This is a genomic window from Pseudomonas sp. Cab53 (assembly GCF_018325965.1).
Taxonomy (GTDB): domain Bacteria; phylum Pseudomonadota; class Gammaproteobacteria; order Pseudomonadales; family Pseudomonadaceae; genus Aquipseudomonas; species Aquipseudomonas chlororaphis_E.
Genome location: NZ_AP021902.1, coordinates 3,932,295 through 3,947,551, shown reverse-complemented (window position 1 = coordinate 3,947,551; position 15,257 = coordinate 3,932,295). Strand labels below are relative to the sequence as shown.

The window sequence follows — 15,257 nt, the reverse complement described above, 5'->3', positions numbered from 1 at the left end:
TTGTCATCTCCAACCGTTGCCGCTGCTGTGGCGAGGGAGTTTGCACCCGCTCGGCGGTGCAGCCGTCGTCAACAGCCTGGCGCGGTCTGCCTGAAGGATCGCCGATTTTAGGGCTGCTACGCAGCCCAGCGGGAGCGAGGTCCCTCGCAACGGTGAGCGTCTGAATCGGCGAGTATGAAACCAAACGCAGCCGCCGCGCTCGAAGCACTGAGCACAAGGGACTCGTGGTATGCCGATTCCCAGCAAGCCTGTTGAGGTTCACAGTCTTCTCATGGAGTTTTTATCCCACAATCACGGATGCCTCGGTTGGGGCGGTGAAATGGCCGGGCGCATCCGGGCGTTCGATTGGCGCCAGACCGAGTTGGGCGTTATCGAGCACTGGTCCGCGAGCCTGCGCAACGCGGTCCAGATGCTGCTCGCGTCACCCCTGCCGATGGTGATGTTGTGGGGGCGCCAGGGTTTCATGATCTACAACGATGCCTATGCCGAGTTTGCCGGCGGCCGCCACCCGTACCTGCTGGGTTGCCCGGTGGAGCTGGGCTGGCCGGAAGTGGCCGATTTCAACCGCCATGTGCTGGACGTTTGCCTGGCCGGCGGCACCTTGTCCTATCGCAGCAAAGAACTGGTGCTGCTGCGCGATGGCAAGCCCGAAGACGTCTGGATGGACCTCTATTACAGCCCCGTGCCCGGTGAGGACCAGGCGCCGGCAGGGGTCTTGGCGGTCGTGGTGGAAACCACCGAGCATGTGTTGACCGAGCGGGCCCGGCAAGAAGCCGAGCGCAGTTACCGCGCCGTCAACGAGCGGATCCAGTTGGCGTTGTCGGCCGGCCCGCTGCTGGGGTCGTTCGTCTGGGACATCCAGGCCGACAGGCTCTCCGGTGACGAGCGCTTCGCCCGCAGCTTCAACTATCCGCCGGATTGTCCACTGGACGCGCTGCCCATCGAGATCGCCCGCCAGAGCATCCACCCCGACGACCTCGAGGAAGTGAACCAGCGGGTCGAACTGACCGTGCGCACCGGCATCCCGTATAGCGCCGAATATCGAATCCGCCGCCTGAGCGGTGACTACCTCTGGGTGCTCGCCAGCGGTCGGTGCGAGTTCGACGAGCTGGGCACGCCCTTGCGTTTTCCCGGTGTGCTGATCGACATCAACGAGCGCAAGACCGCCGAAGCGTCGCTGCTCAAGTTCACCCGCGACCTGGAGCGGCGCGTCGCTGACGAAGTGCAGGCGCGATTGAACGCCGAAGAGCAGTTGCGCCAGTCGCAGAAGCTCGAATCCATTGGTGGCCTCACCGGCGGCGTGGCCCATGACTTCAACAACTTGCTGCAAGTGATCGCCGGCAACCTGCACCTGCTGGCTCGCCATGAAGCGGACAACGTCAACGTGCAACGACGGGTCGGCGCCTGCATCGAAGCCGTGGAGCGCGGCGCCAAGCTGTCCACGCAATTGCTGGCCTTCGCCCGGCGCCAGCCGTTGTCACCGGCGGTCTACAACCCACGGCGCATCTACGACGGCCTGGTCGAACTCTTGCAACGGGCCCTGGGCGAAACCATCCTGATCGAAGTGACCTTGCCCGAGACCCCATGGTGCATCCACGTCGACCGCAACCAGCTGGAAAATGCCCTGTTGAACCTGGCGATCAACGCGCGCGATGCCATGGGCGGGGAGGGAACCATTCGCATGGTCGGCGAGAACATCGTGCTCGACGAAGCCTCCTGCGCCGGCAAGGGCATTGCGCCGGGCGAGTATGTGCGACTGTCGGTGATCGACCGCGGCGCGGGCATGCCGCCCGACATCCTGAACCAGGTGTTCGAGCCGTTCTTCACCACCAAGACCGAAGGCCAGGGAACGGGGTTGGGGCTGAGCATGGTGTTCGGTTTCGTCAAACAGAGTGGCGGCCATATCGAAATTGCCAGCGACCTGGGCAAAGGTACGCGAGCGCACATGTACTTCCCCCGCAGTTGCCAACCGGAAACCGACGAGCAACGCCCACGCGAACCGCTTCAGGCCGGCGAGCAGGAGACGATCCTGGTGGTGGAGGACAACGACGAGGTGCGTAGCGCCTCGGTGGAACTGCTGGAACAGTCCGGCTATCGCACGCTGACCGCCGCCAACGCCGACGTGGCCATGAAACTGCTGCTGGACGGCGCCTCGGTGGACCTGATCTTCAGCGACGTGGTCATGCCCGGCCTGATCAAGAGTTCAGACCTGGCGGCCTGGGCGAAAATGCAGGTGCCGCCGGTGCCGGTGTTGTTCACCTCGGGCCACACCCGCGACATCATTTCCCAGAACCACCAATTGAGTCCCGACACTCATTTGTTGAGCAAACCCTATGGTCCCGAAGCGCTGACCGCCATGGTCAGGTCGGTGCTGGGCCAATGAACGTCCCGGCAAACAAATGGAACCGAAGCCTTCGCCACACCTTCGAATAATCAAGGTCGGTCACCAACCGGCCCTGTCATGAATGAGGTGGCTATGAACGACGATCCTGCAAACACCCAGCAACAAGGCCAACCGCGCAACGACCCGGCCATCGACCCCCAGGTCCAGCCGACACCCCCGGGCACCCAACCTGCCAGCCCTGCCGGCACGGACCAGGCCCAAAGCGCGGCGACTGAAGTCGACCAGAAGAACCATCACCAGGACAACGACAACACCTTCAGCCCCGGTTTCAAGCCAGACCCGGACCGGCCTGAACCCGGCGAAAGCACGGATGCCGATATTGATACGGATGGTGGTTAGTTTTTTCGCACAAGAGCGTTCTCACGCTTTGCGTGGGAATGCCTTCGAACAAGGCCCGCCGCGCCGTCACGGACCAGGTCCAGGGCGCGACGAGTGACGTCGACCAGAAGAACCAACACCAGACAACGACAACACCTTCAGCCTCGGTTTCAGGCCAAGCCCGAACCGGCCCGAACTCGGTGAAGCACGGATGCCTGTATTGATACGGATGGTGGCTAGCCAACAAAAAGTCCCGTTTCTTAAACGGCACTTTTGAACCCCGTAAGTCGCCCTCCAGTGGAGTGGAGTTTTATGGAATGGATGACGGTGTCGACAATTCCATTCTATAGCCCGCGCCCGGTGCACCTTCATGTAACGCTGCTTGGATTTTTTCATACAACGCATTGGCCTCGGCGGTCGTGATCGATCGCGAGCAGTCACGTAACACAACCCTCAGTAGAATATTCTCCTGGTCGGGTAACAGCCCGAGTCTTTCAATGGCTTGTGACGGCAACTCGGACGAAATCCATCGGCCCTTGACCTGCATCTCTTCGATCCATCCCGAGCAGTCGCCGGCTGCCTGTAGCATCTTTTCAGTCAATACCTCCTCACTTAACCCTGGCGTCACTGCCACAGATATATCTCGGCTGATCGAAGGTAGACGTGACACTGCATTCCATGGTCGTAAATCATGCATCTGGGCCTGGACCCGTTCATTAGGGTCGCGCAGCAGGCGAATATCCGGGATTCCCTTGCGCAACATGGCCAATCGGTCCAACCCCATTCCCAGCGCCAGACCTCCGTGGCGCTGAGGATCGATCCCCAGTCGTTGCAGCAATGAAGTAGCGATAAGCCCACACTCCAGCACTTCGACAGCAGAGCCATCGTTCATCACATTCACCTCGATACCTCCTTCGGTATAGTGATGCGGGCTGTCGCTATAGATCCAGGGCTTGTCCGGAGTCGCCGCATTGAGAACATCGCCGACCAGGCGCAGAAGATGTTCACGGGATGAGAGTTCCGGCTCTCCCAGCACCCATATATCCATCTGGTGCGGCTCGGCGCAGTGCCAACGATCACGACTGTCGCGACGGAAAGTGATCCCCGGAGCCGCCAGCAATATCAATGCTCCAGGCTTGCGGCTCTGAGCGGCATGCTTCAGCGCAATCGGAATCTGACTGGTGGTTTGCGTACGCAACAGCGAATGCTCATCCACCCAACGCGTGTGCGCGCTGCCTAAAGTTACTTCCGACGGGTCATATCCGAGCAAGCCATAGTTTTCTTCGGCAGATACGACCCTTGGACCACTCTGTATCTGGGCTTGTGGCCAACCGGCGCGGGCCAACCCTTCGAGTACCTCGTTCATGATCAACCGGACCGCATGGGCGGTGGAGTGGGTTTCGGTCAGATCTGCAATGGACAAGGCCTGCTGAAGTGCGGCATCAGTCAGGTATTTTTTACTATCGCTCATTAGTAATGTCCTCCTTTCGAATTGTTTGATTAAGCTTGGGTAGCCAGTAAAAAAACTATCAACCTTAGCTCAGTCAAACAATAAAAGAAGGTAATTTTTTGAATTTTCAGAAGATGATTACAGATGGTTCCTACATAAATATCTGTTTATGTCTTTCGTTCAGTAAAATTAGAATTATTGATTCTAAAAAGATTTGGGAAAGGCATTCCAAAAACAAAATAAATTTGAATTAATGAATTACTCCTTTGCGCTGCAGGGGAGCCCAATAAAAAAGAGGATTAAATATGAAAAAGCAGAAAATTAATCAGGAAAAATTGAACAGGATTACTTCGGGTCCTGAAAATTTTGGATGGGCACCGCTGGCTTGGGCCTATATAGATGATTGATTGCTACTGACTGAGAGGGTGGCATGGACAGGCCACCCTTTTATAAAAGGAAGTTTTTTATGTCAACCACAATAAGTATTCCTAGTCTTTTTGGCGATGAAGAGTTCTGGGTTCTCGCAGATTCAATACCTTTTCTTGATGAATGCTCGCAGCGAGGGCTGAACGCTGCGGATATAAACGAAGTGAAGCAGCTTCCTCTCAATAGTGTGATTTTCTCCTTTAGTAATAGCGCCGCTAAGCTTACGTTGGCACTTGCCCAGTCTACGCAGAAAAAGAGAAGCGTTTTCTGCGCCACTCAGGTCTTCGAACCCTCGTTGCACTGCGCAAATTACAGTTTGAGTTTGCTTCTGAATAGTGATTTTCAGGAAGCTTTAAAAAGGCAGCGGGTGGTTTTGAATATGCTTAATTCCAATTATTTGTTTTTGTTGACCGGCGACGGCTCCACTGGACAGATGGCTCTATCTCCTAAAGCGGAGCCGTACGCATTGATCGCGGAAGATGTCTCAGGTTATTTTATCCATTCTGTTGCGGAATTTTTCGAGGTTCATTATGCCCATATGAATCCTGAGGAGGCTTGCCCATTCTCTTTTAATGGAGTGTTGGAGGTTTCGGGGGTTTTGACTGTGCTGAGAAAACCTAATCCGATACTACCCAAAGATATCGGGATGAGGCTTGGATTGCTATCCGATAAGATTTTTGAGAAGGGAGGTTTATTGGTTGTTGTTGATAACGAAGTTAAATCTTTGCGAGTTGATAATAGGGAGTACATGGAATTATTGACGGTTGCTGCTGGTGCTCGGGGTCTTCGATTGACCGAATTTGCAATTGGCGTAAATAGTGAAATAAAGCCACTCATCGATTACAAAATGAACTCGCAGTTGAACGAAGGTATAGACGGTGTGCACTTGGCTATCGGAGATGGGTCAAGCGGCTATCATATCGACTTTCTCAGCCCTGCTGTCAACGTCACACCTATTGTTTGATGAAGTAATAACGCGAACGCAGGTATCAGCTAGAGTGGAGTAATGTTCAAGCGATAAGATGAGGGGATATTAGAGGCGCCAACCCTATTCAGAATGTTCGCGCAAAGCCGGCTTTCATAAGTGAACCAATCACTAAGCCTTGCAGGCATAGGCCTGCAAGGCTTAGCGGTCATTGCTGAGAGCAAGCCCGGCTTTGTATTACTTACTAGGATGCGCCGCCTGGAGCTTCTTGGCGGCATCCAGATGGTGTTGCAGGTCCGGCAGCATTTTCTGCGCAAATGCCTTGAGTTCGGTGTTGCCGGCCTTTTTGTCGTCCGTCACGGTCTCGGCTTCTTTCTTGAACAGGGCGATGGTTTCTTCGTGGGCTTTCACCTGGTTGTTGGCGTAGGCCGCGTCGAAGGATTCATCACGCATGTCGAGGATCTTGGCCTTGGCCTTTTTCACCAGCGTGGTTTCATCCGGCACTTCAATGTCGTGTTTTTTCGCCAGGGCCATCAATTCCTGGTTGGCCTTGGTGTGATCGGTGATCATCTTGTTGGCGAATTCTTTCACGTCCGCCGAGGCGCTTTTTTCAAGGGCCAGTTTGCTGGTTTCGATTTCCGCGATACCACCGGCCGCCGCGTTGTCGACGAAGTCGTTGGAAGTGGCAGCCCAGGCAGTGCCCATGCTGGTGCTCAAGGCAATGGCCAGGCCGAGTTGACGCAGGGTAAATCCGTCCATAGGTAAGTCTCCGTTGAGGGTGATAGGACGATTGTTTCGTCTCTGTTCAATGGAGGTCTGGGCGCGAATAAAGGTTTGCCTGGAAAGCGTAGCGGCACGACGAACGGTCACCGCTGGTCGGATAGGCGGTCGACAGAACCCCGTCGAGGAGGCCATCCTGATAATCGACGGGCGCCGCAAAAAGCGTCTGCCACCGACCCACCAAAAAGGAGGTGTTCCATGCCGGTGTCTCACGATTTGTGCCAGGATCTCAACTGCACAAAAGACCACATCCAGCAAAAGCGCAGCGAGAACCCAAGGCTCGACTCGTTACTTCACAAATACTCCCAACTTGATGCCGAGGTGGTCGACGCCGAAAAGCCGTCTTCCCCAGCCCTGTCCGATGACGCCCTGGAGACGCTCAAGAAAAAGCGCTTGTTGATCAAGGACGAGATCGTCGAGCACTTGCAGATGCAGTGACGGATGGCCCCGAAGGCTCCTGCGTTTGCAGGGGCCCTCCTATTGGACCGGTCTGCCGTCCGAACCGTCGTGGCGAGGGAGCTTGCTCCCGCTGGACTGCGGAGCGGCCCCCACACAACCCCTTCAGCTCAGCGGATCCCAACGCTGCGACCAATCGCTGCCGGCCCTGACAATTTCTCGCAGCACCTCGAACGCTTGTTGCAACGCGGCTGAATCCCTGTCCCGGGAATAGACGAGGTAAGTCGGGTAATTGAATTCAGGCGCCTTGGGCACCCGTTCCAGGATGCCGCTGTCCAGGTAACTCTGCACGACCCGGGTGCGGAAGTAAGCGCTGCCACCATGCTCCAGGATGTACTGCAAGGCCAGGGGGCCGAGGTTGAAGGTCACGGCAGCCTTGGCTTTGTCGGGGAGCGCTGTGTCGTGCTGGCGGCGGAAGTCGGCGCACCAATCGATGTAGACATAGGGCTCGGGGCGTGCCGCCAAACGCACCATGATCAGTTTTTCTTCCAGCAGTTGCTCCACCTGCAGCCGGGGCCAGTATTCGGGCTGGTACACCACCGCCGCGTCCAACAGGCCCAGCTCCAGCTGTTGCAGCAGCTTCTCGCCATCGCGGATGTCCATGCGCAGGGCATGTCCGGGGATCTTCTGGCGCAGTGCACCGGCCCAGGCGAGCATCAACGGGTTGCACAGGCTGACCTCGCCACCCAGGTGCAGGACGTTGCGATAGCCTTCGGGCAAGGGCAGGTCTCGCCGGGCCGCCTCCCAGGTTTGCACGAGCTGGTTGGCGTAGACCACGAACGCTTCGCCGTCGGCGGTCAGCCGCGCGCCGGCGCGATTGCGCACGAACAGCGCGCAACCGAGCTGGCTTTCGAGTTTCTGCACCCGGGCGGTGATTGCCGTCTGGGTGACGTGCAGTTTCTCAGCCGCGGCAGCGAGGCTGCCGTGGCGGACAATTTCCAGGAAAGTGCGGGCGAGGTCGATGTCCATGTTCAGGCCGGTACAGGGGAAGCGGGCATTGTAAGAGCTGCCACGCTTGTCCGATACCGCGAATCATTGGACGGGTTGGACCCGTTCGGCTCGCGCCCATGGCGCCACCAGGCGTTGCGGCGTGCGGCAGGCGCGGTGCTTGAACACAAAGCGATGGCACTTCTCGGCAAAGCCGTGGCGGTTGTCCACCATGTCGCGACGCATCTGTGCCAGTTCGCCGTCGCGGCAGGCCTGGATCGCCGACAGGCTTCGCTCGGCCTTGCGGACCCGCAGGCTTTCGTAGGCCGGATCGAGCAGGGCGCTGTTGGCCCGTTGCAGCAGCCATAGGCCGAACTCGTCGGGACAGCGCGGGCCGATCTCCTGGACCATGCCGTAGCGCAAGGCCTGGGTGGCACTGACGGGCAGGCAGTCCTGGGTGAGTGCGTAGGCCCTGTCCGGGCCAACGGCCCGAGGCAGGCTGTAGGTCCAGTATTCGGAGCCGTACAGGCCCATGGTCGCGTAGTGGGGGTTGAGCACGATGTCGCGCCGCGCCAGCACGATATCCGCCGCCAGGGCCAGCATCACGCCGCCGGCCCCGGCATTGCCGGTCAAACCGCTGACCACCAGTTGCCGGGCGCTGAACAGTTCAAGGCAGACGTCGTCGATGGCCTGGATGTTGGCCCAGGCTTCCAGGCCGGGGTCGGCGGCGGCTTGAATCACGTTCAGGTGCACACCGTTGCAGAAGCTGCCGCGGCCACCGCGAATCAGCAACACCTCGGTATCCCGCGTCTTGGCCCAGCGCAGCGCCGCCACAAGGCGCTGGCATTGCTCGGTGCTCATCGCACCGTTGTAGCACTCGAATGTCAGTTCGCCCACGTGGCCGCATTCACGGTAACGGATGGGTTGGTAAGGCTCGTCGCTGAACGGCTGCCGGGCCAGTGAGTCGTCGAGTACCGGAACGCCCGCGAGCCGTTGGGCCAGCACATGGCGCGCTGGCCGTTTGAACGTCTGTTCGCCGGACTGCGGCTTGAGGCGCAGGGATCCGATCCACAGGCTGGCATCGCCTGTCGCCACCAGCACCGCGTCGTCACGCACGGCCAACAGGTTTCCGGGCACGCCGCGGCGTACATCCAGGTGCGCGTCGTACACATAAAACTGGCCGCCGGCCAGGCTTGCCAGCACGCCCGGCTGGCCGTCGGCGGCGTCGATGCAACGCTTGATGAACGCGCTGTTGTCGTGCCAGCTGAAGGTGCGATCGTCCTGGGTCATATTCGGTTGCAGGCGTCCGACAACTTCACGGCGGCTGTAGTCCAATGGCACCGGGGTGAAACCGTTGAGGTATTTCTGCACGACCTCGCGGACACACTGGATCGCGGCATCGCTGACCGGGCCGTTATACAGCTCGGATTTGCGCAGGCCTTCGGGCAGGTGGAATTCGCACGTGGCCCAGACCGGTCCGGCGTCCATCTCCTCGACGGCCTGCAGCGCCGTGACGCCCCAGCGCTCGGGTTGGCGCATGAGGGCCCAGTCCAGGGCACTGGCGCCGCGGTCACCGACAATGCCGGGGTGAATGATCACCACCGGCCGCCGCGGATTGCGCCACAGTCGTTGGGGAACGCGGTCCTTGAGAAACGGGCAGATCACCAGGTCGGCGCCGCTGTCTTCGATTTGCTGGCAGACCGAGTCCGGGTCGGTGAACAGTACGACGCTGGGGCGATAGCCGGCTTCGCGCAGGTCCAGCCAGACGCGCTGGGTCAGGCCATTGAACGCGGTCGACAGCAGAATGATCTTCAGTGCAGACATGAAATTCCCTTCCTTGAGAGATGCAGGCACAGGCTCCCGATGAGCCGTCCCTGGCTGATGGAGGCGCTACGTTAGCGGTTGAAGGAGGGGGCGAAGCTGACAGGGGTCAAGGTTGCGTGCGCCGAGAGGCGTTGAGGGGCGCGCAGAAACACGAATCCCGCCACGGGGGCGGGATTCGTTTGCAGGCAGCAGGCGCGTGTTGCGCGCGGGCCTGGTCTTAGCCTGGGAACAGCTCGGACAGTTTCATCGCCAGCATCATGTCGCCTTCGGCGCGCAGCTTGCCGGCCATGAACGCTTGCATGCCATCGGTGCTGCCGTCGACGATGCCTTCCAGGGTTTCGCCGTCCATCACCAGGGTCACCTGGGCGTCCGGGTTCTCACCTTCCTGCAGCTCGCAGGTGCTGTCCTTGACGATCAGCGAGAAGTGCTTGTCATCGTCAATGCGGAAACCGAAGACCAGGTCCAGGCCGGCAGCGGCGGCTGGGTTGAACTTGGCTTTCATGGCTTGTACGGCGTCGGCTACGGAGGTCATGGTGTCGATCCTTATTTGGGTTGTACAGCAAGGGTCTTGGGTAATTCGGCCTCAGCGGAAGGTGATGAGGTCCGGGGCCTTCAGCAGTTGCAGGTGGGCGTGACTGTTGAAGGACGCCAGGGCCACCTCGCGGCCCCTGAATTTAAGCTGGTTGAGCGAGGTGTTGACGATTTGCCAATTCAGTTCGAAGGCCTGTCGGGCCGGAATCCGGGTGATCAGGTGGAGCAGGGCGGTGATGGTGCCGCCGGACGTGAACACGGCGATTTTCTGGCGGTTGTCGGCCTGTTCGAGGATCCGCTGCAGGCCGCCCTGGACCCGCTCGACGAAACCCAGCCAGCTTTCCAGGCCGGGCGGGTCATATCGCCCTTCGAGCCAGCGTTCGATGATCAGCGCGAAGATGCGTTGGAACTCGGCACGGTTCTGCGCGGCGTTGCGCAGGACATCCAGCGCCTCGGGCTCCTGTGTGAGCATGTCCGGCAACAGCGCGCGGATGACCGCATCGGCGTCGAATTCGTTGAAGGCTGCGTCGATTTCCAGCACGGGAACCGGCAGCCCGGCGGCGCTCATCTGGCCCAGGGCACCGGAGGCGGTGTCCTGCTGGCGACGCAGGTCTCCCGAGAGGCAGCGATCGAACACGACACCCAGTTCTGCCAGGTGATTACCCAGCACTTGGGCTTGGCGCACACCGTTGGGCGAAAGGACATCGTAGTCATCCGCACCGAAGGAGGCCTGGCCATGTCGAATCAGATAGATGCTGCCCACGTCCGCGTCATCCCGGTACGTTGAAGGTTTGGCGAGGTTATGAGGATGACGGTGAGCTGTCAATGAAAAAACATACGCTTGTTTGAAATGTCCGTTGGAGCCTTGTCCGGCCTCGCTCGGACGAAGGTAACCATAGGTTTCTTGGCTGGCCGCGGCGCAGGCGCATGGGTATGCTGGAGGCGTTACGCGCCTGCGTTCAGTGGCGCATTGCATTTAAGGAGTCGCTGTGGAGTTTTTCATCGAGTACGCCGGGTTCCTGGCCAAGACCGTGACGCTGGTGATCGCCATCCTGGTGGTGCTGGCCAGTTTCGCGGCGCTGCGCAGCAAGGGGCGGCGCAAGTCGGTTGGCCAGTTGCAGGTGAGCAAGCTCAACGATTTCTACAAGGGGCTGCGCGAGCGCCTGGAACAAACGCTGCTGGACAAGGACCAGCTCAAGGCCCTGCGCAAGACCGAAGGCAAGACTGAAAAGGCGCAGAAAAAGCAGAAGGCCAAGCCGGCGCCCAAGTCCCGAGTGTTCGTGCTGGATTTCGACGGCGACATCAAGGCGTCGGCCACCGAGAGCCTGCGCCATGAAATCACCGCGCTGCTGACCCTGGCCACGCCGAAGGACGAAGTGGTGCTGCGGCTGGAAAGCGGCGGTGGCATGGTCCACAGCTACGGCCTGGCCTCGTCGCAACTGGCGCGGATCCGTCAGGCCGGCGTGCCGTTGACAGTCTGCATCGATAAGGTGGCGGCCAGCGGCGGCTACATGATGGCCTGCATCGGCGAGAAGATCATCAGCGCGCCTTTCGCCATCCTGGGGTCCATCGGCGTCGTCGCCCAGTTGCCCAACGTCAACCGCCTGCTGAAGAAACATGACATCGATTTCGAGGTGCTGACCGCTGGCGAATACAAGCGCACCTTGACGGTGTTCGGCGAAAACACCGAGAAGGGTCGGGAGAAGTTCCAGGAAGACCTGGACATCACCCATGAGCTGTTCAAGAACTTCGTCTCCAACTACCGTCCGCAACTGGCCATCGACGAAGTGGCGACCGGCGAAGTCTGGCTGGGCGTCGCGGCCCTGGGCAAAGGCCTGGTGGACGAGCTGAAGACCAGCGACGAATACCTCGCCGAACGGGCCAAGGGCGCCGAGCTTTACCACCTGCACTACGCCGAGCGCAAAAGCCTGCAGGAACGCATCGGCATGGCGGCCAGCGGGTCGGTGGACCGGGTGCTGTTGAGCTGGTGGAGTCGTTTGACCCAGCAGCGGTTCTGGTAATCCACCAAGCCTGCTCTCGCCACTACCATGTGGGAGCGGGCTTGCCCGCGAAAGCGGTGGGTCAGTCGACATCCATTTTGCTTGTGCTGACAGCATTCGCGAGCAAGCCCGCTCCCACAGGGAGCGAGGTGGTTTGAAGAGCCTCGTCCACCCATGAAAAAGCCCTGGACCAGTCACCCGGTCCAGGGCTTTTTTATTGCTTGAGGCTCAGCGACGACGAAACAGCGGCAGCGGTTCGTCAGTGGCGGCCTGGTAGGTCACCGAGAAGTCCTTGAGGCTTTCAAGGGCTTCGTACGGGTCCTTGTCGGCGCGCAGGGCGAAGGCGTCGAAGCCGCAGCGGCGCATGTAGAACAACTGGTCGCGCAGCACGTCGCCAATCGCCCGCAGCTCGCCCTTGAAACCATAGCGGTCACGCAGCAGGCGGGCGTTGGAGTAGCTACGGCCGTCGGTGAACGCCGGGAAGTTCAGCGCAATGACTTGCAACTGATTGGCGTCATCACCGATCTCTTCCGCTTCTTCGTCGGCATCCAGCCAGACACCAAGGCCGCCGTCGCGGGCCTTGAGGGCATGCGCATGGTCGCGCCACAGGGCCAGGGGCACGATCAGGTCGTCGCAGTTGGAGATACCGTCGAGGGTCGCATCCTTGGGCAGCAGGTGCCAGGTCTCGTCGATGACCTCGTTGTTCTTAATGATTCGCTGCATAGACGCGTTCCTTGAAGAGGTCGATACCAATACGTTGGTAAGTGTCGATGAAGCGCTCGTCTTCGGTCCGTTGTTCAACGTACACGTCGATCAGCTTCTCGATCACGTCAGGCATGTCGTCCTGGGCAAAGGACGGGCCGAGGATCTTGCCCAGGCTGGCGTCGCGGCTACCGCTGCCGCCCAGGGAGACCTGGTAGAACTCTTCGCCTTTCTTGTCCACGCCGAGGATGCCGATGTGGCCGACGTGGTGGTGACCGCACGCGTTCATGCAACCGGAAATGTTCAGGTCCAGCTCGCCGATGTCGAACAGGTAGTCCAGGTCATCGAAACGACGCTGGATCGATTCGGCGATCGGGATCGACTTGGCGTTGGCCAGCGAGCAGAAGTCGCCGCCCGGGCAGCAGATGATGTCGGTCAGCAGGCCGATGTTCGGCGTGGCGAAACCTTGTTCGCGCAGCTCGCCCCAGAGGGTGAACAGTTGAGTCTGTTCAACGTCCGCCAGGATGATGTTCTGCTCGTGGGAGGTGCGCAGTTGACCGAAGCTGTAGCGCTCGGCCAGGTCGGCCACGGCATCGAGCTGCTTGTCGGTGATGTCGCCCGGCGCGACGCCGGTCGGTTTCAGCGACAGCGTCACGGCGACGTAACCTGGCTTCTTGTGGGCCAGGGTGTTGCGGCTGCGCCAGCGGGCGAATCCTGGGTGCTCCTTGTCGAGGGCGGCGAACTCGGCATCCTGGTTGTCCAGGGCCTTGTACTGCGGATCGACGAAGTGCTTGGCGACGCGATGGACTTCGGCTTCGGTCAGGGTGGTCTGGCCGCCGCGCAGGTGCGCCATCTCGGCTTCGACCTTCTCGGCGAATACTTCAGGCGTGAGGGCCTTGACCAGTATCTTGATCCGCGCCTTGTACTTGTTGTCCCGACGACCGTAGCGGTTGTACACCCGCAGGATGGCGTCCAGGTAGCTCAACAGGTCCTGCCACGGCAGGAACTCGTTGATGAACGCACCGACCACCGGCGTACGCCCGAGGCCACCGCCCACCAGCACCCGGAAGCCCAGTTCGCCGGCGGCGTTGTAGACCGTTTCCAGGCCGATGTCGTGGACTTCGATGGCGGCGCGGTCCGAGGACGAGCCATTGATGGCAATCTTGAACTTGCGCGGCAGGTAGGCGAATTCCGGGTGGAAGGTGGTCCACTGGCGGACGATTTCGCACCACGGGCGCGGGTCGATCAGCTCATCGGCGGCGACGCCGGCGAACTGGTCGGTGGTGACGTTGCGCAGGCAGTTGCCGCTGGTCTGGATCGCGTGCATCTGCACGGTCGCCAGTTCGGCCAGGATCTCAGGCACGTCTTCCAGGGCTGGCCAGTTGTACTGGACATTCTGCCGGGTACTGATATGGGCATAGCCCTTGTCGTAGTCGCGGGCGATCTGGGCCAGCTTGCGCACCTGACGCGAGGTCAGTTGGCCATAAGGCACGGCCACACGCAGCATCGGGGCGAACCGCTGGATATACAGGCCATTCTGCAGGCGCAGAGGGCGGAATTCTTCTTCGCTCAGCTCGCCTGCCAGATAGCGTCGGGTCTGATCACGGAACTGCTTGACGCGGTCCTCGATGATCCGCTGATCGTACTCGTCATATACGTACATATAAGTCTCGGTCTCAGGCTTGGGCCGATCAGAAACAGCTGCGTGTTGGCTCGCTGGAATCGGGTTCTGCCTCGGCAATTCTGCGCGCACGGCCGCGCACTCCTAAAGGAGCCGGTGCAAGATACCTGTTTTGAGTTATGCGCAAAAGTGATGTTTGAGTATATGTAAAGAACCAAATGGCCTAATGAGATCTATCGGCGCGTAACCCACATTTGTCGTATGGGCAATCATCGTCTTAACTGTGGTCGAGTCTTTCTGCAATCACCTAAAAAACCGACAAGAGGCGATGCAATGAGCAATCCGACCAAAGCAAGGAAAAGCGACAGTACTGTCGATGCCTGGGCCATTCTGTTCCTGATTATCCTGGTGGTGGGCACCGCGGTTTTCTGGGTCAGCCATCAGTAATCGATCGTCCACGCAATGAAAAACCTGTGGGAGCGGGCTTGCTCGCGAAATGCGGTATGTCAGCCAACATTCATATTGACTGAATCACCGCATTCGCGAGCAAGCCCGCTCCCACAGAAGGGTGTGGTGGCTGGGAGATTTGCTACAACCCCGCCAGGTGCACCACCAGCTTGACGATTCCGAACAGCGTCAGGGCGAAGATCACCGTGAAGGCGATGCCCAGTATCACGAAGTGACTCGGTTTGCCGTGGGTGAAATCACGGGCGCGGTTCTTGCCGCTTTGCACGCCGAAAGCGGCGGCCAGCACGCTGTGCATCATCTGCAGCAGGGTCGGCGGCTTGTTGTCGACTGGATCGTCCATAAATCTCTCGTCTGCCATGGGTCTGGGACAAGCATAGACAACCCGTGAAAAAAAGGATCACGGCCGTTGCCGACCGTGATCCCTT

The 15,257-nt window shown here is 59.6% G+C and carries 14 protein-coding genes; 5 read left to right on the top strand and 9 right to left on the bottom strand.

Features of this window, described 5'->3' with window-relative positions; genetic code table 11:
* Window positions 1-271: 271 nt before the first annotated feature.
* Window positions 272-2,383, top strand: a complete 2,112-nt coding sequence (locus tag KI241_RS17125; protein ID WP_047739121.1) for an ATP-binding protein — start codon at window positions 272-274, stop codon at window positions 2,381-2,383.
* A gap of 93 nt (window positions 2,384-2,476) precedes the next feature.
* Window positions 2,477-2,743 (top strand): hypothetical protein, encoded by a 267-nt coding sequence (locus KI241_RS17120; RefSeq protein WP_212802783.1) that lies wholly within the window; start codon window positions 2,477-2,479, stop codon window positions 2,741-2,743.
* A gap of 289 nt (window positions 2,744-3,032) precedes the next feature.
* Here KI241_RS17120 and KI241_RS17115 read toward each other — a convergent pair whose 3' ends face one another.
* Window positions 3,033-4,193, bottom strand: coding sequence for a hypothetical protein (locus tag KI241_RS17115; protein WP_042728933.1), 1,161 nt, complete (start codon window positions 4,191-4,193; stop codon window positions 3,033-3,035).
* 445 nt (window positions 4,194-4,638) lie between these two features.
* Between KI241_RS17115 and KI241_RS17110 the strand changes: the two genes are divergently transcribed.
* On the top strand, window positions 4,639-5,562 hold the full coding sequence (locus KI241_RS17110; RefSeq protein WP_212802782.1) for a hypothetical protein: 924 nt from the start codon (window positions 4,639-4,641) through the stop codon (window positions 5,560-5,562).
* Window positions 5,563-5,760: 198 nt separating this feature from the next.
* Here KI241_RS17110 and KI241_RS17105 read toward each other — a convergent pair whose 3' ends face one another.
* Window positions 5,761-6,282, bottom strand: a complete 522-nt coding sequence (locus tag KI241_RS17105) for a DUF4142 domain-containing protein (protein WP_042728931.1) — start codon at window positions 6,280-6,282, stop codon at window positions 5,761-5,763.
* Window positions 6,283-6,501: 219 nt separating this feature from the next.
* On the opposite strand from KI241_RS17105, the gene KI241_RS17100 reads away from it, so the two are divergent.
* Window positions 6,502-6,741 (top strand): DUF465 domain-containing protein, encoded by a 240-nt coding sequence (locus KI241_RS17100; RefSeq protein WP_042728930.1) that lies wholly within the window; start codon window positions 6,502-6,504, stop codon window positions 6,739-6,741.
* Window positions 6,742-6,864: 123 nt separating this feature from the next.
* Here KI241_RS17100 and KI241_RS17095 read toward each other — a convergent pair whose 3' ends face one another.
* The 4 genes from KI241_RS17095 to KI241_RS17080 form a co-directional block, all read right to left on the bottom strand.
* A complete protein-coding gene (locus KI241_RS17095) occupies window positions 6,865-7,728 on the bottom strand; it encodes a LysR family transcriptional regulator (RefSeq protein ID WP_047739116.1) in 864 nt (287 codons plus the stop codon).
* Between the two features lie 63 nt (window positions 7,729-7,791).
* Window positions 7,792-9,510: a hydrogenase maturation protein gene (locus KI241_RS17090; RefSeq protein WP_042728928.1), complete on the bottom strand. Its 1,719-nt coding sequence runs from the start codon at window positions 9,508-9,510 to the stop codon at window positions 7,792-7,794.
* 217 nt (window positions 9,511-9,727) lie between these two features.
* Window positions 9,728-10,042 (bottom strand): SCP2 sterol-binding domain-containing protein, encoded by a 315-nt coding sequence (locus tag KI241_RS17085; RefSeq protein WP_042728927.1) that lies wholly within the window; start codon window positions 10,040-10,042, stop codon window positions 9,728-9,730.
* A 51-nt stretch (window positions 10,043-10,093) separates the two neighbouring features.
* Window positions 10,094-10,804 (bottom strand): histidine phosphatase family protein, encoded by a 711-nt coding sequence (locus KI241_RS17080; RefSeq protein WP_123579844.1) that lies wholly within the window; start codon window positions 10,802-10,804, stop codon window positions 10,094-10,096.
* Window positions 10,805-11,030: 226 nt separating this feature from the next.
* Here KI241_RS17080 and sohB point away from each other — a divergent pair, with 226 nt between their 5' ends.
* Complete coding sequence (gene sohB / locus KI241_RS17075; protein ID WP_042728925.1) at window positions 11,031-12,062, top strand: protease SohB; 1,032 nt, start codon at window positions 11,031-11,033, stop codon at window positions 12,060-12,062.
* Window positions 12,063-12,269: 207 nt separating this feature from the next.
* On the opposite strand, the gene KI241_RS17070 is transcribed toward sohB, so the two are convergent.
* From KI241_RS17070 to KI241_RS17060, 3 genes are all read right to left on the bottom strand, one after another.
* Window positions 12,270-12,764, bottom strand: a complete 495-nt coding sequence (locus tag KI241_RS17070; RefSeq protein WP_042728924.1) for a DUF934 domain-containing protein — start codon at window positions 12,762-12,764, stop codon at window positions 12,270-12,272.
* Window positions 12,748-14,406, bottom strand: a complete 1,659-nt coding sequence (locus tag KI241_RS17065; protein WP_123579845.1) for a nitrite/sulfite reductase — start codon at window positions 14,404-14,406, stop codon at window positions 12,748-12,750. The genes KI241_RS17070 and KI241_RS17065 overlap by 17 nt, the downstream gene beginning before the upstream one ends.
* 547 nt (window positions 14,407-14,953) lie before the next feature.
* Window positions 14,954-15,172 (bottom strand): DUF2970 domain-containing protein, encoded by a 219-nt coding sequence (locus KI241_RS17060; protein ID WP_024781254.1) that lies wholly within the window; start codon window positions 15,170-15,172, stop codon window positions 14,954-14,956.
* Between the last annotated feature and the right edge of the window lie 85 nt (window positions 15,173-15,257).

Bases quoted from the DNA above. Each gene is read 5' to 3' on its own strand.
- KI241_RS17125 (WP_047739121.1), top strand. From the start codon at position 272: ATGGAGTTTTTATCCCACAATCACGGATGCCTCGGTTGGGGCGGTGAA.
- KI241_RS17120 (WP_212802783.1), top strand. From the start codon at position 2,477: ATGAACGACGATCCTGCAAACACCCAGCAACAAGGCCAACCGCGCAAC.
- KI241_RS17115 (WP_042728933.1), bottom strand. From the start codon at position 4,193: ATGAGCGATAGTAAAAAATACCTGACTGATGCCGCACTTCAGCAGGCC.
- KI241_RS17110 (WP_212802782.1), top strand. From the start codon at position 4,639: ATGTCAACCACAATAAGTATTCCTAGTCTTTTTGGCGATGAAGAGTTC.
- KI241_RS17105 (WP_042728931.1), bottom strand. From the start codon at position 6,282: ATGGACGGATTTACCCTGCGTCAACTCGGCCTGGCCATTGCCTTGAGC.
- KI241_RS17100 (WP_042728930.1), top strand. From the start codon at position 6,502: ATGCCGGTGTCTCACGATTTGTGCCAGGATCTCAACTGCACAAAAGAC.
- KI241_RS17095 (WP_047739116.1), bottom strand. From the start codon at position 7,728: ATGGACATCGACCTCGCCCGCACTTTCCTGGAAATTGTCCGCCACGGC.
- KI241_RS17090 (WP_042728928.1), bottom strand. From the start codon at position 9,510: ATGTCTGCACTGAAGATCATTCTGCTGTCGACCGCGTTCAATGGCCTG.
- KI241_RS17085 (WP_042728927.1), bottom strand. From the start codon at position 10,042: ATGACCTCCGTAGCCGACGCCGTACAAGCCATGAAAGCCAAGTTCAAC.
- KI241_RS17070 (WP_042728924.1), bottom strand. From the start codon at position 12,764: ATGCAGCGAATCATTAAGAACAACGAGGTCATCGACGAGACCTGGCAC.
- KI241_RS17065 (WP_123579845.1), bottom strand. From the start codon at position 14,406: ATGTACGTATATGACGAGTACGATCAGCGGATCATCGAGGACCGCGTC.
- KI241_RS17060 (WP_024781254.1), bottom strand. From the start codon at position 15,172: ATGGACGATCCAGTCGACAACAAGCCGCCGACCCTGCTGCAGATGATG.